The following is a 19,603-nucleotide window of genomic DNA, read 5'->3' as shown; positions in this document are numbered from 1 at the left end:
CTCAGTGTCCTGCCGGGATGTGCTGGACGCCGATCCGCTTGCGGAACACCCAGTACGTCCAGCCCTGGTAGACCAGCACAGCGGGCGTGCCGAAGCCGGCGACCCACGTGATCACCTGCAGCGTGTAAGGGCTCGACGCGGTGTTCGCGACCGTGAGCGACCACGCGTCGTTGAGCGTCGACGGCAGGACGTTCGGGTAGAGCGAGCCGAACAGCAACGCGACACTGGCCGCGATCGCCAGTCCCATCAACGCGAACGACTGCCCGTCGCGGTCCACCGCGAGCCGCCACATCGCCAGTCCGAGGATCACCACGACGATCGCCGTCCACAGCCCCGCGACGATCGCGAGCAACGCGACCAGCGGGAGCAGCACGACCGGCGACATCATCAACGCGACGCGGCGCGCACGTTCGCGGATCTCGCCCTCGGTCTTGAGTGCCGTGAACACCGCGCCGTGCACCAGCGCGTAGCCCGCGAACGCAAGCGCCCCAACGACTGTCTCCAGCCGGATCGCGGCGAACGGCGAGCCGACGCGGTCACCGTTGGCGTCGATCGGCAGGCCCAGCACCGTCGTCGAGATCAGCAGGCCGACGCAGAGCGTGGCGATCCACGAACCGATGACGATCGTGTAGTCCCAAGCCTTGCGCCAGCGCGGGTTGTCGACCTTGCCGCGGTAGTCGAACGCGACCCCACGGCCGATCAGTGCGACGAGGAACAACGTTAGTGGCAGGTACGCGGCGCTGAGCAGCGCCGCATACCAGCCGGGGAAGGCCGCGAACGTGGCACCGATCGCGACGATGAGCCACACCTCGTTGCCGTCCCAGACCGGCCCGATGGTGTTGATCATGACCCGGCGTTCTTCGTTGCTGCGCCCGAGAACCGGCAGCAGCATGCCCACGCCGAAGTCGAAACCTTCGAGGAACAGGTAGCCGAGCCACAGCACGGCGATGATGACGAACCAGAGCGTTTCCACGTCGCCTCTCCCCTAGTACGCGAACGCCAGGGCGCCGTCGTCGGTCTTCTGCGGCAGCACGCCGGGTATCCCGCCCCGGACGTACTTGCGGATCAGGTAGAACTCCACGACCGCCAGCACCGTGTAGACCGTGGTGAGCGCGATGAGCGAGGTCAGGATCTCGGCGGGCGAGACCTGGCTGACCGCCTGCGCGGTGAACATCCAGACCCCGTCCACGCCCGTCGGGTTCGGGGCGACCACGAACGGCTGGCGTCCCATCTCCGTGAAGATCCAGCCCGCGCTGTTGGCCAGGAAGGGAGTCACGATGCCGGCGAGACCGAGTGCCGGGAACCACCAGCCGGTGGGCGTCCGGTTCTTTCGGGTCAACCAGAGCATGAACACTCCGAGGCCGGCCGAGATGCCGCCGAACCCGATCATGAGGCGGAAACCCCAGTACGTCACGGGAAGCGCGGGCACGTAGTCGATCGGCTTGCCGCTGAGCTCGCCCAGCCGTTCGTCGACGGGGTAGAACTCGCCGTACTTCTCCTGGTACATCGGCACAAGATCTTGGATGCCCTTGACCTCGCTGCTGAAGTCGTTGTGCGCCAAGAAGCTCAGCAACGCGGGCACGGTGATGCTCTTGACGTTCTCGCAGTCGGGCCTGCTGAGGTCGCCGATCGCGAAGACGCTGAAGCTCGCCGGTTGTTCGGTGTGGCACAAGGCTTCCGCGGCGGCCATCTTCATCGGCTGCTGCTCGAACATCAGCTTGCCCTGGAGGTCACCGCTGATGCTGAGCGCAGCGAACGCGACCACGCCGACCCACGTGCCGAGCTTGAGCGAGCTGCGCCAGACGCGTTCCTCCTCCGACCTGCGCCAGAGGTGCCACGCGGCGATGCCCACGAGGAACGCGGCGACCACCGCGAACGCGCCCGCGATGGTGTGCGGGAAGGCGGCGAGCACCGTGTTGTTGGTCAGCACGGCCCAGATCGAGGTGAGCCGCGGCCGTCCGTCGTGCATCTCGATGCCCACCGGGTGCTGCATCCACGAGTTGGCGGCGAGGATGAAGTAGGCGCTGGCCACCGTGGCGAGGCTGAACGCCCAGGCGCACGCGAGGTGGACCTTCTTGGGCAGCCTGTCCCAGCCGAAGATCCACAGCCCGAGGAACGTCGACTCGACGAAGAAGGCGACGATCCCCTCCATCGCGAGCGGCGCCCCGAACACGTCCCCGACGAACCGGCTGTAGGCGCTCCAGGCCATGCCGAACTGGAACTCCTGCACGATGCCCGTCACGACACCCATGGCGAAGTTGATCAGGAGGAGCTTCCCCCAGAACTTCGTCATCTTGTAGTAGCGCTCGTTGCCCGTGCGCACCCAAGCCGTCTGCATACCGGCGACCAGGATCGAAAGTCCGATCGTCAGCGGCACCATGAGGAAGTGGTAGACGGTGGTGATGCCGAACTGCCACCGTGCGAGTTCGAGTACGTCCACGTTTCTGAGCGTAAATGTGGATCATGGGCCTCATCAGGTACGACGGTCCCGTTCCCTCTCGGGACCAAGGTCCCGTGCGCGAAGTCACGCCGTGTGGGTGACATGCGTCGGTTACGATGTGTGCGCCAGAGGGGAGTAGTTCCTACCGGTGTTCGTTGCCGGTGGCGTGGTGATCGACATACTGATCCGCCTTCGAGTGGATCCGGTCCCACACCCGATCTTGATCGGGCGAACGAGACCTCCGGCCGGGTTGCAGCATGCCCGGTCGGGGTCTGTTGCGCCTCCGTCCGGGTTCGTATTCGGACGTGGAGGACCTCGTGGCCACTTCATTGCTCGCGTTCATCACCGCCTTCGCGGTGGTGTTCCTCGTCGAGCTGCCTGACAAGACCATGGTCGCCACCCTGGTGCTGACCACGCGCTACCGGGGTTGGCCGGTGTTCGTCGGCGTGGTCGCCGCCTTCGCCGTGCAGACCGTCGTGGGCGCCGCCTTCGGCACCGCCATCACCCTGCTCCCCGACCGGCTCGTGGCCGGTGTCGTGGCCCTGCTGTTCCTGGTGGGCGCGTTCCTGCTGCTCAAGGAGGGGTTCTCGAAGGAGGAAGACTCCGCGGACGAGGCGGGAACACGCACCGCCGTGCCGTTCTGGCGGGCGGCCCTGACCTCGTTCGGCGTGCTGTTCGCGGCCGAGTGGGGCGACGCCTCACAGCTCGCCACCGCCGGCATCACCGCTCGCTACGGCGAACCGATCGCCGTCGGGCTCGGAGCCTGGCTCGCGCTGGTCGCGGTGGCCGGGCTGGCGGTCCTGGTCGGGCGGAAGCTGGCCGGGCGGCTGCCGACGCACTGGATCCAGCGGGTGGCCGGGGTGGTCTTCGCGGTGTTCGGCGTGATCGCGCTGACGCAGGTGTTCTGATTTACCAGACCGGTCGCAGGCCCGGCTGGTCCTCGCCGTGGACGCGTTCGAGGTACGCGGCGAGGCCCTGCTTGATGGTGGCGAGGGTGTCCTCGCCGATCGCTGTGGCCATCTCTCCTTCGAGGTCCGACCAGAGGTTGTCGGCGAGCTTCAGGTAGTCGCGGCCCTTGGTGGTCAGGGTGACGTACTGGGCGCGCTTGTCGGTGGGGTGCGGCTCCCTGAGGACGTAGCCCCACTCGTCCAGCTCGTTGACGATCTTCGCGGCGGCCTGCTTGGTGACGCCGAGGTGGTGTCCGATGTCGACGGTTGTGGCTCGTTTCCGCTTCAGGAAGCGGAAGACGTAGCCGTGGGCCGGGCGGAGCGGTTCCAGGCCGATCTGGGCCAGACGGTCGTGGAACTGGTCGCCCAGGGCGCGGTAGGTCATCGCCAGCAGCATCGGCACCGGTTCCATCTGCTTCTCCTGGGTAGACAACCTGGTTGACCTTATTCTAAGGTTGGACAACTTAGTTGACTACTTTGGAGGTTGTTGCCGTGCTGATCACGGGGGATTCCGCCGCTGCGCACTCGTTCGGCGGGTTCGAGTTCCGGTCGCTGGCCGTGCCGTCGCGCGGGAGTTCGGAGATCGCGTTGTGGACGGTCGACGTGCCTGAAGGCGGAGATGGGACGCCGCACCGGGCGTCTCGCGAGGAGGTGTTCTACGTGCTGTCCGGGTCGGTGACGATCCAGGGGCAGACGGCGTCGGCCGGGGACGCGATCGTGGTGCCGGCCGACACGGAGCTGGCGTTGACGGGCGGGCCGGCGCGGGTGCTGGTGGCCACGTCGGTCGGGATCCAGGGCACGCTGGCGGACGGCCAGACCATCACGCCGCCCTGGTCGCTCTAGCTTTCTGCCGGAGGCTCCGGTGAGGTGTCCGGGACCTCTTCACGCAGGTCGTGGGCGATCTTCTTGGCCTCGTCGATGAGGTGTTGCGACTCCTCGAGGCGCTCTTCGTCGGGCGCGGTCAGGCCCTCTTCGGGTGCGGTCACGCCTCTGGGGTCGGCGCATCCAACGGGCGCGAAACTCCTGCCATCAGGCTGCGGACGTGGGCGGCGAGGCGTTCGGCGATGGCCAGGTCCCACTCGTCGTCGGACGTCGGTTGCGGGGTCTCGCCCGCCACCACCCGTTCGCCGAGGAGGCGGCGTTCGGCCGGGGTGAAGTCGGTGATGGCTCGGCGGAGCAGGGGCAGGGCGTCGTCGAAGGCGTCGCCTCGCAGGCCGCTGAGCCACTCGTCGATCAGGCCGAACAGGCGCGGGTCTGCGGCGAGCAGGGTGGCCGAGCCGCGCAGGAAGCCCGCCACGAACGCTGTGGCGACGTTGCGGTGCAGGCGGGTGGCAACGTCGTCGCTGGTGAGTTCGCCCGCTTCCCAGAGCAGGCGGGTGGCTCTGCCCGTCGGGAGGCCGTGGGCCTCTGCCTTGACCAGGGTGTGGAGGGCTCGCCACCAGGTCTTCTGGTGGTCCTCGTCGGCTGCCAGGCGCGTTGCCTCGTGGGCGCCGTCGACGATCTGGAGGGCGTGTTCCGCCGTTTCGTCGTCCACGTTGCGGCAGGCCAGCGGGAGGCCCACGGCGCCTCGGGTCAGCAGGCCGTGCAGGGCCACTCGCAGGAGTTCCGGGTCGGTGCCTCGGACCGAGCCGTAGCGGACCGTCCTGGCCAGGTCCGGGAGGGCGGCCAGCAGTTCGAGGGCGTCGGTGGCGAGGGCCGCGCAGCGGTCGAGGGCCTTGCGGGACTCGGCAACGGCCGCGGGGAGTTCGCAGCCGACCGACTTGGTGAGGGTGGCCGCCGCGTCGGCCACGCGCTGGGCGTCCTTCGCCGACTGGGTCAGGACGTTCTCCGCTGCCGTGTGGACGGTCGTGCCGTGGCGGGCCGCCACGGCGACGGAGACGGCGAAGACCGGGTCCCAGCGGAGTTGCCAGACCTCGGCGAAGGTGCCGAGGGAGTTGGAACGGTCCGGCTTGCCCCACGGGACGCCGAGAACGTCCAGGCGTTGCAGGAGTTTGGAGCGTTCCCGGTCGGTGTCCTTGCGGAGGTCCAGCTTGAGCTGCTTGGGCTGGACGTCCGCGGGGAGGCGGAGTTTTCGTTGCAGGCGTTGGAGATCTGCGGCGAGCGGGGAACGCGGGACGGCGTCGCCCACCTCGCCGAGGCGTTCGCCCACGACCAGTTTGCGGTGGACCAGCCGGAGGTGGATCTCCTCGCCTCCGCAGAGGACGGCGAGGGCGGCCTCGTTGACTTCGCTCAGGCCCGCGGACGGGCGTTCCCTCAGCGCCGCAAGGGTTTCGGCCAGGCGGACGGCTTCCACGGCGCTTGCGGTGGAAGCCGGGAGGTCTTCTTCGCGCAGGACGGCGGCGGCCTTGGCGAACCAGCGCGGGACGACGTCCTGCTGGTGCTGCCAGAGGTGGGCGTACCAGCCAGGGGAGTCGATGCCGGCGCCGTAGCCCGACGCGGCGGCGAGCTGGCCGTGGCTCCACGGGACCCAGGTGCCGGAGATCTTGCGGCGGCGCAGGCCCTTCAGCAGGGCGGTGTCGGAGGCGACCGTGGGTTTGGTGAGCAGGGCCGGGACGTGCCAGGCGCCGCAGACGACGGCGATCGGGCCGTCGGTCTCCTTGCGGGACTTGCGGATCGTCTGACGCATGAAGGCTTCGCGGCGCAGGGTGCGTTCGCCGACCTCGTGTTCGAACTCCGCGCGCACGGCGACCATGGCCTCGGCGATGGCGCCGGCCAGGTCGAGCGGATCGGACGCGCTGTGCTCGACCACGTCCTCCCACCAGCGTTCCGGGTCGTCGAAGCCCGCGGCCTCGGCCAGCAGGCCGATCGGGTCCACGGCTCCGCTCGGGCCGTCGTCGCCGATCGACGCCGCGGCCGGCAGGTCGAAGAAGCGCGCCTGGACGCCGTTCTCGGCCGCGTAGCGCAGGGCCTGCCACTCCGGCGAGAACTCGGCGAACGGCCAGAACGCCGCGTTCTCCGGCTCGGCCTCGTCGTGCAGCAGGATCGCGACGGGCGGGGTGAGGGCGTGGACGTGTTCCAGCAGCGCGTCGGCTTCCGGCGGGCCCTCGATCAGGATCAGGGACGGGCGGGTCTGCTCCAGCGCGCGCGTGACCATCCGGGCCGAGCCGGGGCCGTGGTGCCGGATGCCGAGCAGGATCGGGCCGGAGTCAGGCTCAGTCACCGCTGGCGTCCAGGCAGGCGCGGTAGAGGTCGCGCCACTCGGAGCGCTCCTTCAGCACCGTCTCCAGGTACTCCTGCCAGACCGTCGCGTCCGACACGCGGTCCTTGATCACCGAACCGATCAGGCCGCTGGCGAGCTCGTCGGCGCCCAGGGTGCCGTCGCCGAAGTGGCCGGCGAGCGCCATGCCGTTCGCGATGACCGAGATCGCCTCCGCCGTGGACAGGCTGCCGCTCGGCTTCTTCAGCTGCGTGCGACCGTCCACGGTGGAACCGTTGCGCAGCTCGCGGAAGATCCGCACGACCCGGCGCACCTCGTCGAGCGCGGGCGGTTCGGCGGGCAGCTGGAGCGCCTTGCCGAGCTGCTGGGCTCGGGTGATGACGATCTCGACCTCGGCGTCCTCGGTCGCGGGCGGCGGCAGCACGACGGTGTTGAAGCGCCGCGCGAGCGCCGACGACATCTGGTTGACGCCCCGGTCGCGGTCGTTGGCCGTGGCGATCACGGTGAACCCCGGCACGGCCTGGACCTGCGTGTTCAGCTCCGGCACCGGCAGCGACTTCTCGCTCAGCACCGTGATGAACGAGTCCTGCACCTCGGACGGCATGCGGGTCAGCTCTTCGACCCGCACGATCGCGCCGCTCTGCATGCCGCGCAGCACCGGGCTCGGCACCAGCGCGTTCTCGCTCGGGCCCTCGGCGATCAGGCGGGCGTAGTTCCAGCCGTAGCGGACCTGGTCCTCGCTCGTGCCGGCCGTGCCCTGCACGACCAGCGTCGAGTCGCCGCTGATCGCCGCGGCCAGGTGTTCGGACAGCCACGACTTGGCCGTGCCCGGCACCCCGACGAGCAGCAGCGCGCGGTCCGTCACCAGGGTGCCGACCGCGACCTCCACCAGCCTGCGCGCGCCCACGTACTTCGGCGTGATCACCGTGCCGTCGGGCAGCGTGCCGCCCAGCACGTAGGTGACCACGGCCTGGGGCGACAGCCGCCAGTTGGGCGGCCGCTGCCGGTCGTCCTGGGCAGCGACGGCCTCCAGCTCGGCGGCGTACTGCTGTTCGGCCGTCGGCCTGAGCACGGCGGTCACTGGGCCTCCTGGGGCGGTGGAGCGAACGATTCACGCAGGCGGATGCGGAGCCGGAGCACCTCGAGCTCCAGCGAGTTCTCCGGCCAGCGACGGGTCAGAGCCTCCCAGCTGGCGCCGAGCAGGTCGGCGTCACCCCGCGCCAGCAGCACGGCGGGCGGCCGTCCGGCACGCCACCGGGGATCGGGCAGGGCGGCGTAGCGGTGCAGCAACGCGCGGGTCGTCTCCGGCGACCACGGCGCCGGCAGCTGCGCGCACGCGTGGTCGAGGAGGTCGTAGTGCCAGTTCTTCGACACGGCCACGACGGCCTGCTCGGCGACCTTGGCGGGCAGCGCGGCCAGCATCTCGAGCTGCTCCATGCCGGTCAGCGTCTCTGCTGCGGCCACGGCCCACGGCCTCGGGTCCTTCGCGGCGGCCAGCTGGTCGGCGACACCTCTGAGCAGCGGCCCGGCCCACGGCCCCTTCCGCAGGATGTTCGCCGCCTTCTCGTCGTCGGCTTTGAGGGTCGAAGTCCAGTACGACGGCGGCACGCTCGCCGCCGCGGCCCGGATCCGTCCGGCCACGCCCTTCTCCGAGCCGTCCCGCATGAGGTCGCGCAGTTCGGGCTCCTCGGGCGGGACGGTCCAGAGCTCCTCGGGCCGCACGTCCAGGCCGTCGGCGGTGAGCCTCAGCCCGTGCCGCAGGCGGTGGGCCGCGCGGGCCTGCAGGCGGGTGGGCTTCACCCTGCGCAGGAGCCGGAGCGCCTCGTCGTGGACGGCGGCCGACTTGTCGTCGAGCGCCACCTCCAGCAGGCGTTCGTCCTGCGGCCCCAGACCGGTCTCCAGGGCGCTGATCAGCACCTGCCGGTCGGAGGAGCGCCGCGACTCGGCGAACTCCCGCGCGATGAACGCCCCCACCTGCAGCGGGTCGGCCTTGCGCTTGCGGCGCAACGCCCGGACCCGTTGGGCGCTGGGCAGGTCGAGGATCTCCTCCAGCGGCACCTCGTCCACCAGCGGTGCCGCACCACTCGCCCACGACCAGCCGGGACGGGTGCCCGCCAACCAGCGACCGCGCGTGCCGAGGACCTCGACGACGGCGGCGCGCAGGCCTGGGCGGGCCGTGCCGATCGCGAGCAGGGACGGGAGCATGCGGTGCTCGGCCACGACGTCGTTGGCCTTGGCGAGCGCGCACCACTCCGTCAGCAGCACCTCGTCGTCCAGGCTCATGATCGCCTCCAGGACCGCTCTGGCGGCCGGGCGGGGGCGGGCGGCGGGTTCGGGTGGGGCGAGGGGCACCGGCTCGGCTGCGGCCTCCTGGGGCAGCGTGGCACCGAACGCGGCCACACCGAGGGCGGCGCAGTCGGCCAGCAGGGTGGTGGGGTCGCCTCCGCCGCGGGTGGTGCCGATGAGGAGGTCCTGAACGGTCTTCGACCACTCGTCCTTCACGCCGCCACCTCCGGGGTGTGGGAGGAGCCGGACGGGAGGGGCGCGGGGTGGGGCTGGGGCGGCGACGCGAGGCGGGGCGCGGTCGGCGACGCGAGGGGTGCGGGCTGGGACGGGGCCAGCGGCGCGGGGTGAGACGCGGTCGGCGACGCGAGGTGGGGTGCGGCAGGCGACCCAAGGGGTGCGGGTCGGGGCGAGGCCAGCGACGCGAGGCGGGGCGCGGCAGGCGACGCGAAGGGTGCGGGGCGCGTCGGGGCCAGCGGCGCGGGGTGGGACGCGGTCGGCGACGCGAGGTGGGGTGCGGCAGGCGGCACGAGGGGTGCGAGGCGCGTCGGAGCGTGCGGGCTCAAGGATGCGGCGGAGCGGGGCATGCGGATGGACTCGGTGGGTCGGCGCGGCGCGGTTAGTGCGCGGTGCGCGGTCGGGGCGGTCACGCCACCACCTCCAGCACGCCGTCGATCGACACCGCGCCGAGCCTCAGGGCGTGGCCGTCCCACAGGCCCCAGGCGTCGAACGGGACGCCGCCCGTCAACGCCAAGGCCATGTCCAGCCCCGTGTCGTCGCGGACCGGCAGCCCGTGCCCCGACCCGTCGACCAGGGACGAGCCGTGCAGCCGGACGGCGGCACATCCCAGCGGGAACAGGCGTTGCCACGGGTCGGCGAGCAGCATCGGTTCCAGTGAGGCCAGCGACGTGCGCCACGACACGGGCGCCGGCACGTGGGCGGGGGCGACTGACTCCGTCAGCTCCCCCACCGCCACGCGGTCGGACGCCGGGTAGGAGTGGACCAGGGCCGTGGACTCCAGGCCGTGTGGCAGCAGCGGGACCGGGGCGCCCACCGCGGAGTGCCTGATCGCCACGACCCAGCGCTCCGACGTACGGCCCCAGCACCACTGGCGGACCGTGCGGACGCGGCCGTCGTCGGTCTCCATGCGCAGCAACGCCACCCAGCTGTCGGTCACGCCGGGGGTGGCGCGGACCGTCTCCTCCGGGATCGTCACGCCCAGGCGGGTGCGCGGCTGCACGAAGCACAGCAGGTGCAGGCCGCCGAGGCGGTCGGCCACGTCGGAGGTCCAGCGCGGGCCCGAGCGGAAGACGATCTCCTGGATCTCCGTGACCGCCGCGGCGATGCCGGGCACCTGGGCGTCGATCATGCGCGCGGTGAACGCCTGCCACCACGAGGCCGGGCGGCCGGGCAGGGACGCGATGCCGGCCGACGCCACGTCCAGCAGCCAGTCGCGCAGCCCGTCGATGCCGGACGACATCGCCAGTGCGCGGTTGGCCGCCGTCTTCTCGCGGGCACGCAGGCGGCGGGCGACGGCTTCCGGCGACGAGTCCAGCTCACGGGCGGCGCGACGAGACGTCCACTCCTCCACCCACTCGGGCGGCGAGGAGTCGGGCAGGTCGAGTTCCTGCAGGCTGATGGCGTGCTTGCAGGGGAACTTGCGGGACGGGCAGGTGCACTTGGCCGAGCCCGCCGCCAGGTCCACGCACACGCGGTACGGCGTCGAGCCGGAGCCCGCGTAGAGGCCCCACAGCACCGGCAGGGCCTTGCCCAGGCCCTGCCAGCGCATCGGAACGGCTCGTGTCCTCACCAGACCAAAGTAGCGAGGACCTCCGACAGAAAATCAGGCCGGACCGCGACGGGCCCACGTCCACGCGTAACCGGGGTCCTCGCAGGCTTCCGCTGCCTCGCCCAACTCGAGCGGCCGGAAGGTGTCGACCATGACCGCCGTCTCGTCGAAGTAGTCCACGCCCAGCGACGCTTCCACCGCTCCCGGCTGCGGCCCGTGCGTGCAGCCGGACGGGTGCAGAGAAAGAGACCCGACGCCGATGCCGGAGCCCTTGCGCGCCTCGTAGTTGCCGCCCACGTAGAACATCAACTCGTCCGAGTCGACGTTCGCGTGGTTGTACGGCACCGGCACGGACAACGGGTGGTAGTCCACCTTGCGCGGCACGAACGAGCACACGACGAAGTTCGGTCCCTCGAACGTCTGGTGCACGGGCGGCGGCTGGTGCACGCGGCCGGTGATCGGTTCGAAGTCGCGGATGTTGAAGACCCACGGGTACAGGTGGCCGTCCCACCCGACTACGTCGAACGGGTGGTTCGCGTAGGTGAAGCGCGTCAGGCCCGCGCGGTGCCGCACGAGCACGTCGACGTCCTCGCCCTCGACCACCAACGGCTCAAGCGGCCCCCGGATGTCGCGCTCGCAGTAAGGCGAGTGCTCCAGGAACTGTCCGGCTTTCGACAGGTACCTACGAGGCGGACCGACGTGTCCGGTCGCCTCCATCACGAGGATCGACATCGGCGACGCCGGCACCACCCGGTACGTGCACGAGGTCGGGATCACGACGTAGTCGCCGTCCCCCACCTCCAACGGCCCGTAGATCGTCTCGATGACACCCGAACCGCTCTGCACGTACAGCAGTTCGTCACCGAAAGCGTTGCGGTACAACGGAGAGGGCACGGAGGCGACCACGAAAGCAATGGTCACGTCCGGGTTCCCGAACAGCTTGCGACGGCCGGTCACGGCGTCGACCTCGTCGGAAGCCCAGGTCAGGTCCTGCGTCTTGAACGCCCGCGGCTTCAGCGGCAGGTTCGGCGCCACAGAACCCCGCTCGTCCTTCACGGTCTCCGCGTTGACGATCGCCGTCGGCAGGTGGCGGTGGTAGAGCAGGGCCGAATCGGCCGAGAACCCCTCGACCCCCATGAGCTCTTCCGCGTAGAGCCCACCGTCCGGTTTGCGGAACTGGGTGTGGCGCTTTCGGGGGATCTCCCCGACCTGGCGGTAGTAAGCCATGACCTCTCCGAGGGCGTTCGATTATCGGACATCTTTGTTCACTTACCGATACCCAGCTAGCGTGTCAGCCGTGTCAAGCGCTGTCGAACTCCGTGCGCCCGGTCCGCGCGGTACTCCGCCCCTGCTCGCGAGGCTTGTGGACGATGCCGCGCTGTTCCCTCCGGGGAACGCGTCGATGCCCGACGCGGTGCGCGGTCACCTCGACGGACGCGTCGGCGAGTGGTCCGGCGTCATGGGTCTCTTCCTCTGTCCCGCCTCCCGTCTTGCCGAGCTGATCACCGAGCTGATCAAGGTGAAGCCGGCCAAACCGATCGCTCTGAGCCTCGTGATCGACACCGGCCTCGGCGGCGTGCCGAAGGCCGTGTCCATCGTCGAGAGCCGAAGCGAGCTCCTGGCTCTGCGCATGGTCGAGATGCCCGCACCGTCCGATGTGGACGAGGTGTGGCTCGAGCGCGTGTCCGAGTTCGTGCCCGAGGACGTCATCCGCGTCGTCGAACCCCGCCGCGGCGGTGCCGAGTGGCTCGACGGCGTCCGCCGGGTCATCGAGCACGGCAGCTGGCCCAAGCTGCGCTGCGGTGGTCTCTCCCAGGAGAACTTCCCGAGCGTCGAGGAGGTCGGTGACTTCCTGTCCGTCGTCAGCGGTGGCGGCGTCGCGTTCAAGGCGACGGCGGGCCTGCACAAGGCCGTCCGCTACACCGACGAGCAGGGCTTCACGCACCACGGTTTCCTGAACCTCCTCGTGGCCACCGCTCGCAGCCTCAGTGGCCGCGACGTCCGCGAGGCGCTCGCGAGCACCGACGCCGAGGCTCTCACCGCCGAGGCGAAGGCGCTGAGCGACCAGGCCGCGCACGCCGTCCGCGGTGTGTTCGCGAGCTACGGCTCGTGCTCGCTCGCCGAACCTGTCGCCGACCTCGAGGGGCTTGGACTGCTGTGAGCTGGATCAGCGACCCGAACTTCACCGAGGACCAGCCGTTCGGACCGCAGACCCTGCCCTACGGCGTCGTCGACGGGGGCGTGGCCGTCCGCGTCGGCGACCGGGCGTTGCTCCTCAAGAGCCTCGCGCTGGGCAAGTGCAGCGAGTACGTCCAGGGCGACTCCCTGGACCCGCTGCTGGCCGCCGGCAGGCCGGTCTGGAGCGTGCTGCGGGCCAAGCTGCGCGAGATCGTCACGTCGAGCTCCGCCCCCAAGGGTGCCGAGCTCGTCGGGATCGAGACGGCCAAGCTGCCGTTCACGGTCGGCGACTACGTGGACTTCTACAGCTCGAGGCACCACGCGGAGAACGTCGGCAAGATGTTCCGCCCCGACGGCGACGCGCTCACGCCGAACTGGACGCACCTCCCGATCGGCTACCACGGCCGCGCGGGCACGGTGTACGTCTCCGGCACCGAGATCGTCCGTCCGAACGGCCAGAAGCGCGGCAGCGAGGGCCCGAAGTTCGGTCCGTCCGAACGCCTCGACATCGAGGCCGAGGTCGGGTTCGTCTGCGGTGGCCCGAAGGCGGCCAACGTGTCCACCAGCCGGGCCGCCGAGCACGTCTTCGGCGTCGCGCTGGTGAACGACTGGTCCGCGCGCGACATCCAGGCGTGGGAGTACCAGCCGCTCGGCCCGTTCCTCGCCAAGTCGTTCGCGACGTCCATCGGCGCGTGGATCACGCCGCTGGAGGCGTTCTCAGTTGCACGCGTGCCCACGCCGCCGCTGCCGAACAAGCTGCACGACTACCTGACGTGCGACCAGCCCTGGGGCCTGGACATCACGATCACGGTGGAGCTCAACGACACGATCGTCGCGCGGCCTCCGTTCCGGGAAATGTCGTGGTCGTTTGTGCAACAGCTGGCGCACATGACGGTGAACGGCGCTACGGTGCGCCCAGGTGATCTGTTCGCCTCCGGCACGGTCTCGGGACCGGAGAAGGACGAGCGCGGCTCGTTCCTCGAACTCAGCTGGGGTGGCAAGGAACCGTTCAAGCTCGACGACGGCTCCACGAGGTCCTTCCTGGAGGACGGCGACACGGTCAAGCTGACCGCGACCGCTCCCGGTGAAGGCGGCTCCGTGGTCGGTCTCGCCGAGGTGGTGGGAACAGTTCGGAGTGCGTGATGGTCGGAGCGACGAAGGAGAGCTCGCTGACCCTGGAACGGGGTCTGGCGCTGCTCCAGGCGGTCGCTGAGGCGGAGTCCGAGGCACCGTCGATCTCGGAGCTCGCCACGGCCATCGGCGCGTCCAGGGCCGCGGTCTACCGGTTGCTCGTGCCGTTGCAGGCGCGCGGTCTCGTGCGCCGCGAGGGCTCGAAGGTGCGACTCGGCCTGGGCGTGCTGCGGCTCGCCTCCAACGTCCTCCCCCAGCTGCGGATGGCGGCGAACCCGGCGCTGCGCGAGCTCGCCGAGAAGGTCGGCGCCACCGCACACCTGACGGTCGCGGACGGCAGCGAGGCGCAGGCCGTCGCCGTCGTCGAACCGTCGTGGACGGCTTTCCACGTGGCGTACCGGGTCGGCTCGCGCCACCCGGTGCACCGCGGGGCCGCCGGCAAGGCCATCTCGCAGCCGTCCGAGCTGTGGGTCGTGTCGGCCGGTGAGCTGCAACCGAACGCGTACGGCGTCGCGGCGCCGGTGCGTGGCGTGCCTGGTCTCAGGGCGTCCGTTGGTGTCGTGGCGCTGGAGAAGCTCGACGCGGACGTCGTCGGCCCTCACGTCGTGCGTGCGGCCGAAGAAGTGGCGGCAGCACTCAAATGAGCGACGAACGGCTGCGGCGCTGGCGTTTGCTGCTGGGGCCGAGCGCTGAGGACGTGTCCGACCTCGGTGAGGACGACCAACGGCGTGACGGCGCGCTCACGGGCCTGTACGGCGGCGGTGGTGACCGCGGTGCCGGACTCGGCGCCAGCTCGCCGCAGTTGCACAGGTGGCTCGGTGACGTCCGCAAGTACTTCCCCACGTCCGTCGTCCAGGTCATGCAACGCGACGCCGTCGAGAAGCTGGGCCTGAAGCAGCTGCTGCTCGAACCCGAGCTGCTGCAGTCGGTCGAGCCGGACGTGAACCTCGTCAGCACGTTGCTGCAGCTCAGCCGCGCGATCCCCGCCCGCACCCGCGACACCGCGAAAGCCGTGGTGCAGAAGGTGGTCGAGGACATCGAACGACGGTTGAAGGACCGGCTGGTCGAGGCCGTCCGCGGTGCCGTCGACCGCTCGAAGCGCACGCACCGGCCGCAGCTGCCGGACGTCGACTGGGCGACGACGATCCGCGCGAACCTCAAGAACTACCAGCCGCGGCACAAGACCGTGATCGTCGAGGACCTGATCGGCCACCGCAGGCGCAGCCGGACGGCGGCGATGCGGGACGTGATCCTGCTGGTCGACCAGTCGGGGTCGATGGCGGAGTCCCTGGTGCACGCGGCGGTGCTGGGCTCCGCGCTGGCGAGCATCCGGTCGATCTCGACGAAGCTCGTCGTCTTCGACACCGAGGTCGCCGACCTGACCGACCAGCTGAGCGACCCGGTGGACCTGCTGTTCAGCGCCCAGCTCGGCGGCGGCACGGACATCAACCGCGCGGTCGCCTACGCGCAGACGCAGGTGCGCAGGCCGACCGACACGGTCGTCGTGATCATCAGCGACCTCTACGAGGGCGGGTCGGAGACCGAGCTCCAGCGCCGGGTCCGCGAGCTGGTCGCGAGTGGTGTCTCGGTCGTGAACCTGCTGGCGCTCAGCGACTCCGGCACCCCGTCGTACGACCACGAACTGGCCGCGAAGCTGCACGCGCTGGGCGCACCCGCGTTCGCCTGCACGCCCGACAAGTTCCCCGAACTGCTGGCGGCCGCGCTGCGCAAGGACGACCTCACGCAGTGGGCCGAGGCCGAGGGCATCGCCACGGGCCGTTAGCGCTCCACGACCCGGCCGCGCGTCAGGAACGCCAGGCCACGCGTCATCACGGCCACGCGCCCGCGTTCGTCAGGTCCGGCGATCCACACGCGTCCGGTGTGCCGCACCAGCACCCGCGCCCGTTCGGGGAGCTCCGGCAGCCGCAGGTTCTTCTCCGACCCGTCGACCTTCAGGTACGCCGAGCGCCCGATCCGCCGGCCGGGCACGAAGCTCGCCGACACCGGGCGCCACGGGAACTGCTCGATCAACGCGATCGTGCCCCGGCGCGTGACGAAGTGCTTGATCCCCGGTGCCGCGAGCTCGATCACCACCGGCACCGACAACACGATCAGCCAGAGCCAGCCGAGGAAGAGCACTCCGCCGAGCACGGCGAGCGCGAAGAAGATGTAGCCGACGGCGCGGCGATCCGCCCGCGCGAGACAGGTGTCGCTCCAGGTCTCCAGGATCATCTGCGCACACGCGCCGGAATCAGCTGCGGCACCCCGCGGAACGTGACGACGGTGTTCCCCGACGCGTCCGGCGGCACGAACCACACGCGCCGATGGCGCGCGATCCGTCCACGCACGAGAGGCCCCACGCGCAGGGTCAGCAAAAGCGGTGGTGAGCTCAACACGACCAGACGCCCTCCTTCCCACTGCACATGGGCGAAATGCCACGGTTCGCCTTCCGGTAAACGCACCGGACGACGGCGTGTCACCACCCACAGCACGGCCGCGGCGAAGAAGAGCAGCACCAGGGCCACCGGTGAAGACCACGACCACACCAGTACCAGCAGGAACTGGAGTCCGAAGGCCGCACCCGCGACCACCGTCCACACCAGGGCACGGCGGCTCGCCCGGGCGACGCAGTGCCGGGTCCACCGATCGTCGAGCGCCGTCACCTCGGTGGACGGCTTGTTGGGCACGACCACCTGACCAAGGTACAGGTGATGCTTCCCTTGATGAGCGAAGCTAAGTTAGGCTTGCCTAACCTTCCGAGGAGGTGGAGCGGTGACCGACACCCAGACCAAGCGCCCGCCGGCGCCGCACGCCGCAGAGCGCGCCCGCACGATCGCGGAGCGCCACGGGGCCGCCGCGCTGCTTCCTCAGTCCGGGTCGCGCACCAGCCCGTTGTTCCACCACGTGCACCCGTGCGGCACCACGATCCTGTTGCTGCCGGACGAACATCCGCTGGTCGGGCAGTTGTGGCAGACGCCGCGGTCCGAGGTGACGGCGATGCTGGAGATCGCCGACCAGGCACCCGTGCCGTTGCGCGAGCCCGTGCGCGGGTTGCTGTGGCTCACCGGGTGGGTCACCGCGCTGGACGGCAAGGAGGCTCGGGACGAGATCCTCGCCGTGGCCGACGTGCGGCCCGATCACCGGCTGCTGGACGCCGGGCACGGGGCTTCCGTGCTGAGGCTCACACCGGCGTCGATGGTGATCGCGGACGCCGAGGGGACCTCGTCGATCAGGCCGGAGCAGTTCGCGAGCGCGCAGCCGGATCCGTTCTGCCGCAACGAGGACCACTGGCTGCGGCACCTGGAGGCGGCACACCGGGACGTCGTCGGGCAGCTCGCGCGGCACCTGCCGGAGGAGTTGCAGGCGGGGCACGTGCGGCCGCTCGGGCTCGACCGGTTCGGGTTGCGGCTGCGGGTCGAGGCCGAGTGCGACGACCACGACGTGCGGATCGCGTTCTCGAAGCCGGTCAGCACGCCGCAGGAACTCGCCGCCGAGCTGCGGCGGTTGATGGGCTGCCCGTTCCTCTCCCAGCGGTAGCCTCGCGCAGGTGATCGAACCTGCGGTGATCCCCGACGCCGAGAAGCGCGGGTACCAGATCGAGCTGCTGATCGTCTTCAGCATGACGCTCGGGCTGTCCGGGCTGCGCAGCCTGGTGCGGCTGATCGACAGCCTGCTCCAGCCGACGCCGCTCAACCAGCAGTCCGTCGCGATCAACGTCCCGCAGGCGCGGGCCGACCTGCTCGACCTGGTGGCACAGCTGCTGGGGGTGCTGCAGCTGGCCGCGTGGGGCGGCATCGGCCTGTACCTGTTGTGGCGCACGGGGATCAAGCTGCGGGTCATCGGACTCGACGGGACGCGCAAGCTCGCCGACTCGCTCGGCGCGCTGGGGCTCGCGGCGGTCATCGGCATCCCCGGGCTGGGGTTGTACTTCGCCGCGTGGGCGCTGGGGCTCAACCTCGCCGTCCAGCCGTCCACTTTGGACAACCAGTGGTGGATGAGCGTCGCGTTGATCCTCGCCGCCGCCGGCAACGCCTGGGCGGAGGAGGTGCTCGTCGTCGGGTACCTGATCACGCGGCTGAACCAGTTGGGCTGGCGGCAGTACACGGCGCTGGTCGCGGCGGCTGTGCTGCGCGGGTCGTACCACCTCTACCAGGGCTTCGGCGGGTTCGTCGGCAACGTCGTGATGGGCCTGGTGTTCGGGTACTACTGGCAACGGACGAAGCGCTTGTGGCCGTTGGTGATCGCTCACACGATCCTCGACGTCGTGGCGTTCGTCGGTTACACAATACTTCGAGGCAAAGTCAGCTGGTTGCCCTAACGTTTCGATGGTCAGCGGCAACATTCCATGCGATTCGTTGCCAATCCAGGCCCGTGAGCGGCGATTTGTGCTGTTCAGGGTTACGCTCGACCGGTGACTGCGCACACGATCGCTGAGACGGAAGCACTCCCGGACGCCGCGCCCCGCGTGGACAGCGAGGTCGGCCCGTTGCGCACGGTGCTGCTGCACCGGCCGGGCAACGAGCTCAAGCGGCTCACGCCCCGCAACAACGACCAGCTGCTGTTCGACGGCGTGCCGTGGGTCGGGCGGGCCCAGGAGGAGCACGACGCGTTCGCCGCGACGCTGACCTCGAAGGGCGTCGAGGTCCTGCTGCTGGCCGACGTGCTGGTGCAGGCGCTGGAGGACAACCGCGCGCGCATCGCCGGCATCCACAGCGCCGTCAACGAGCGCCGCCTCGGCATCGACCTGGCCGACGCGCTGCGCAGCCACCTCACCTCGTTGCCCGCGCCGCAGCTCGCGCAGGTGCTGATGACCGGCATGACGTTCGAGGAGTTGCCGGCCGCCGAGGGCGCGTCGCTGGTGCGCAAGATGCACCTGCCGATCGACTTCGCCGTCGACCCGCTGCCGAACCTGCTCTTCACCCGCGACTCGTCGGTGTGGGTCGGCGACCGCGTGGCCATCACGTCGCTGGCGCTGCCCGCGCGCGACCGCGAGACGACGCTGACGGACCTGATCTACGCCTACCACCCGCGGTTCCGCCGCACGGGCCGCGCGTACGGCGCGCACTCGGCGCCGTTGGAGGGCGGCGACGTGCTGCTGCTCGCGCCCGGCGTGATCGCGATCGGCGTCGGCGAGCGCACCACCCCGGCGGGCGCCGAGTCGTTCGCGCGTTCGGCCCTGGCGGACGGGCTCGCGCACACGGTGCTGGCGGTGCCGATCGCCCAGGAACGCGCCACCATGCACCTCGACACCGTCTGCACGATGGTCGACCGCGACGCCGTGGTGATGTACCCGGCGATCAGCGACTCCCTCACCGCCTACCCGTTGCGGTCCGACGGCGACGGCGGCGTGCGCGTGGACGGCCCCGTGCCGTTCCTGGAGGCGGCGGCCGAGGCGATGGGCATCGAACGGCTGCGGGTCATCGACACGGGCCTCGACGTCGTCACGGCCGAACGCGAGCAGTGGGACGACGGCAACAACACCCTCGCCGTGGCGCCTGGTCTCGTCGTGGCGTACGAACGCAACGTGGAGACGAACGCGCGCCTGGAGGACCAGGGCGTCGAGGTGCTGCGGATCGCCGGTTCCGAACTGGGCTCCGGCCGCGGCGGGCCCCGCTGCATGTCGTGCCCGATCGACCGCGCGCCATTGGTGTGATCGTTAGGAACGCCTAACCTTTGTT

General features: G+C 70.5%; 20 protein-coding genes. 9 read left to right on the top strand and 11 right to left on the bottom strand.

Annotated features, from left to right (window positions below):
- Position 1 precedes the first annotated feature (1 nt).
- The gene (cydB, locus tag ACFWNN_RS24635) at positions 2–973 is read right to left on the bottom strand and encodes a cytochrome d ubiquinol oxidase subunit II (RefSeq protein ID WP_382442273.1); all 972 of its coding nucleotides are present in this window, start codon (positions 971–973) and stop codon (positions 2–4) included.
- A gap of 12 nt (positions 974–985) precedes the next feature.
- Positions 986–2,440 carry a cytochrome ubiquinol oxidase subunit I gene (locus ACFWNN_RS24630; RefSeq protein WP_382442272.1) on the bottom strand — a complete coding sequence of 485 codons (1,455 nt, stop codon included), beginning with the start codon at positions 2,438–2,440 and terminating at the stop codon, positions 986–988.
- Between the two features lie 329 nt (positions 2,441–2,769).
- Between ACFWNN_RS24630 and ACFWNN_RS24625 the strand changes: the two genes are divergently transcribed.
- Entirely contained in the window at positions 2,770–3,348 is a 579-nt protein-coding gene (locus tag ACFWNN_RS24625; RefSeq protein WP_382442374.1) for a TMEM165/GDT1 family protein, read from the top strand.
- Position 3,349: 1 nt separating this feature from the next.
- Here the strand turns inward: ACFWNN_RS24625 and ACFWNN_RS24620 are convergent, their stop codons facing one another.
- Complete coding sequence (locus tag ACFWNN_RS24620) at positions 3,350–3,820, bottom strand: MarR family winged helix-turn-helix transcriptional regulator (RefSeq protein WP_382442271.1); 471 nt, start codon at positions 3,818–3,820, stop codon at positions 3,350–3,352.
- A 35-nt stretch (positions 3,821–3,855) separates the two neighbouring features.
- On the opposite strand from ACFWNN_RS24620, the gene ACFWNN_RS24615 reads away from it, so the two are divergent.
- Entirely contained in the window at positions 3,856–4,230 is a 375-nt protein-coding gene (locus ACFWNN_RS24615; RefSeq protein WP_382442270.1) for a cupin domain-containing protein, read from the top strand.
- Here ACFWNN_RS24615 and ACFWNN_RS24610 read toward each other — a convergent pair.
- From ACFWNN_RS24610 to ACFWNN_RS24585, 6 genes are all read right to left on the bottom strand, one after another.
- Entirely contained in the window at positions 4,227–4,373 is a 147-nt protein-coding gene (locus tag ACFWNN_RS24610; RefSeq protein WP_382442269.1) for a hypothetical protein, read from the bottom strand. The two genes, ACFWNN_RS24615 and ACFWNN_RS24610, sit on opposite strands and share 4 nt — an antisense overlap.
- Complete coding sequence (locus ACFWNN_RS24605) at positions 4,370–6,547, bottom strand: DUF5682 family protein (protein WP_382442268.1); 2,178 nt, start codon at positions 6,545–6,547, stop codon at positions 4,370–4,372. Before ACFWNN_RS24605 ends, ACFWNN_RS24610 begins: the two co-directional genes overlap by 4 nt.
- The gene (locus tag ACFWNN_RS24600; protein WP_285636137.1) at positions 6,540–7,625 is read right to left on the bottom strand and encodes an AAA family ATPase; all 1,086 of its coding nucleotides are present in this window, start codon (positions 7,623–7,625) and stop codon (positions 6,540–6,542) included. The genes ACFWNN_RS24605 and ACFWNN_RS24600 overlap by 8 nt, the downstream gene beginning before the upstream one ends.
- Positions 7,622–9,046 carry a DUF5691 domain-containing protein gene (locus ACFWNN_RS24595; RefSeq protein ID WP_382442267.1) on the bottom strand — a complete coding sequence of 475 codons (1,425 nt, stop codon included), beginning with the start codon at positions 9,044–9,046 and terminating at the stop codon, positions 7,622–7,624. Before ACFWNN_RS24595 ends, ACFWNN_RS24600 begins: the two co-directional genes overlap by 4 nt.
- Before the next feature lie 427 nt (positions 9,047–9,473).
- Positions 9,474–10,637 (bottom strand): SWIM zinc finger family protein, encoded by a 1,164-nt coding sequence (locus tag ACFWNN_RS24590; RefSeq protein WP_382442266.1) that lies wholly within the window; start codon positions 10,635–10,637, stop codon positions 9,474–9,476.
- 33 nt (positions 10,638–10,670) lie between these two features.
- Positions 10,671–11,843, bottom strand: coding sequence for a homogentisate 1,2-dioxygenase (locus ACFWNN_RS24585; protein ID WP_382442265.1), 1,173 nt, complete (start codon positions 11,841–11,843; stop codon positions 10,671–10,673).
- 70 nt (positions 11,844–11,913) lie between these two features.
- Between ACFWNN_RS24585 and ACFWNN_RS24580 the strand changes: the two genes are divergently transcribed.
- The 4 genes from ACFWNN_RS24580 to ACFWNN_RS24565 are packed head-to-tail and all read left to right on the top strand — an operon-like array spanning position 11,914 to position 15,708.
- Positions 11,914–12,777, top strand: coding sequence for a hypothetical protein (locus tag ACFWNN_RS24580; protein WP_382442264.1), 864 nt, complete (start codon positions 11,914–11,916; stop codon positions 12,775–12,777).
- Positions 12,774–13,937, top strand: coding sequence for a fumarylacetoacetate hydrolase family protein (locus tag ACFWNN_RS24575; protein WP_382442263.1), 1,164 nt, complete (start codon positions 12,774–12,776; stop codon positions 13,935–13,937). The genes ACFWNN_RS24580 and ACFWNN_RS24575 overlap by 4 nt, the downstream gene beginning before the upstream one ends.
- On the top strand, positions 13,937–14,569 hold the full coding sequence (locus ACFWNN_RS24570) for an IclR family transcriptional regulator (protein WP_382442262.1): 633 nt from the start codon (positions 13,937–13,939) through the stop codon (positions 14,567–14,569). The genes ACFWNN_RS24575 and ACFWNN_RS24570 overlap by 1 nt, the downstream gene beginning before the upstream one ends.
- On the top strand, positions 14,566–15,708 hold the full coding sequence (locus ACFWNN_RS24565; protein ID WP_382442261.1) for a VWA domain-containing protein: 1,143 nt from the start codon (positions 14,566–14,568) through the stop codon (positions 15,706–15,708). The genes ACFWNN_RS24570 and ACFWNN_RS24565 overlap by 4 nt, the downstream gene beginning before the upstream one ends.
- Here the strand turns inward: ACFWNN_RS24565 and ACFWNN_RS24560 are convergent.
- Complete coding sequence (locus tag ACFWNN_RS24560) at positions 15,705–16,157, bottom strand: hypothetical protein (RefSeq protein ID WP_382442260.1); 453 nt, start codon at positions 16,155–16,157, stop codon at positions 15,705–15,707. The two genes, ACFWNN_RS24565 and ACFWNN_RS24560, sit on opposite strands and share 4 nt — an antisense overlap.
- Entirely contained in the window at positions 16,154–16,618 is a 465-nt protein-coding gene (locus tag ACFWNN_RS24555; RefSeq protein ID WP_382442259.1) for a hypothetical protein, read from the bottom strand. Before ACFWNN_RS24555 ends, ACFWNN_RS24560 begins: the two co-directional genes overlap by 4 nt.
- A gap of 79 nt (positions 16,619–16,697) precedes the next feature.
- Between ACFWNN_RS24555 and ACFWNN_RS24550 the strand changes: the two genes are divergently transcribed.
- From ACFWNN_RS24550 to ACFWNN_RS24540, 3 genes are all read left to right on the top strand, one after another.
- Positions 16,698–17,462 carry a DUF2470 domain-containing protein gene (locus ACFWNN_RS24550; protein ID WP_382442258.1) on the top strand — a complete coding sequence of 255 codons (765 nt, stop codon included), beginning with the start codon at positions 16,698–16,700 and terminating at the stop codon, positions 17,460–17,462.
- Positions 17,463–17,544: 82 nt separating this feature from the next.
- Positions 17,545–18,243, top strand: coding sequence for a CPBP family intramembrane glutamic endopeptidase (locus ACFWNN_RS24545; protein WP_382442373.1), 699 nt, complete (start codon positions 17,545–17,547; stop codon positions 18,241–18,243).
- A gap of 147 nt (positions 18,244–18,390) precedes the next feature.
- A complete protein-coding gene (locus ACFWNN_RS24540; protein ID WP_382442372.1) occupies positions 18,391–19,578 on the top strand; it encodes an arginine deiminase in 1,188 nt (395 codons plus the stop codon).
- Positions 19,579–19,603 lie beyond the last annotated feature (25 nt).

This window comes from Lentzea sp. NPDC058450 (assembly GCF_042721395.1).
Classification (GTDB): domain Bacteria; phylum Actinomycetota; class Actinomycetes; order Mycobacteriales; family Pseudonocardiaceae; genus Lentzea.
Note: the sequence above shows the minus strand (reverse complement) of the source record. Positions and strands in the feature narration are given on the sequence as shown.

Excerpts from the sequence above, each read along its gene's own strand:
- ACFWNN_RS24585 (WP_382442265.1), bottom strand. The coding sequence starts at position 11,843 with ATGGCTTACTACCGCCAGGTCGGGGAGATCCCCCGAAAGCGCCACACC.
- ACFWNN_RS24570 (WP_382442262.1), top strand. The coding sequence starts at position 13,937 with ATGGTCGGAGCGACGAAGGAGAGCTCGCTGACCCTGGAACGGGGTCTG.
- ACFWNN_RS24565 (WP_382442261.1), top strand. The coding sequence starts at position 14,566 with ATGAGCGACGAACGGCTGCGGCGCTGGCGTTTGCTGCTGGGGCCGAGC.
- ACFWNN_RS24560 (WP_382442260.1), bottom strand. The coding sequence starts at position 16,157 with ATGATCCTGGAGACCTGGAGCGACACCTGTCTCGCGCGGGCGGATCGC.
- ACFWNN_RS24545 (WP_382442373.1), top strand. The coding sequence starts at position 17,545 with ATGACGCTCGGGCTGTCCGGGCTGCGCAGCCTGGTGCGGCTGATCGAC.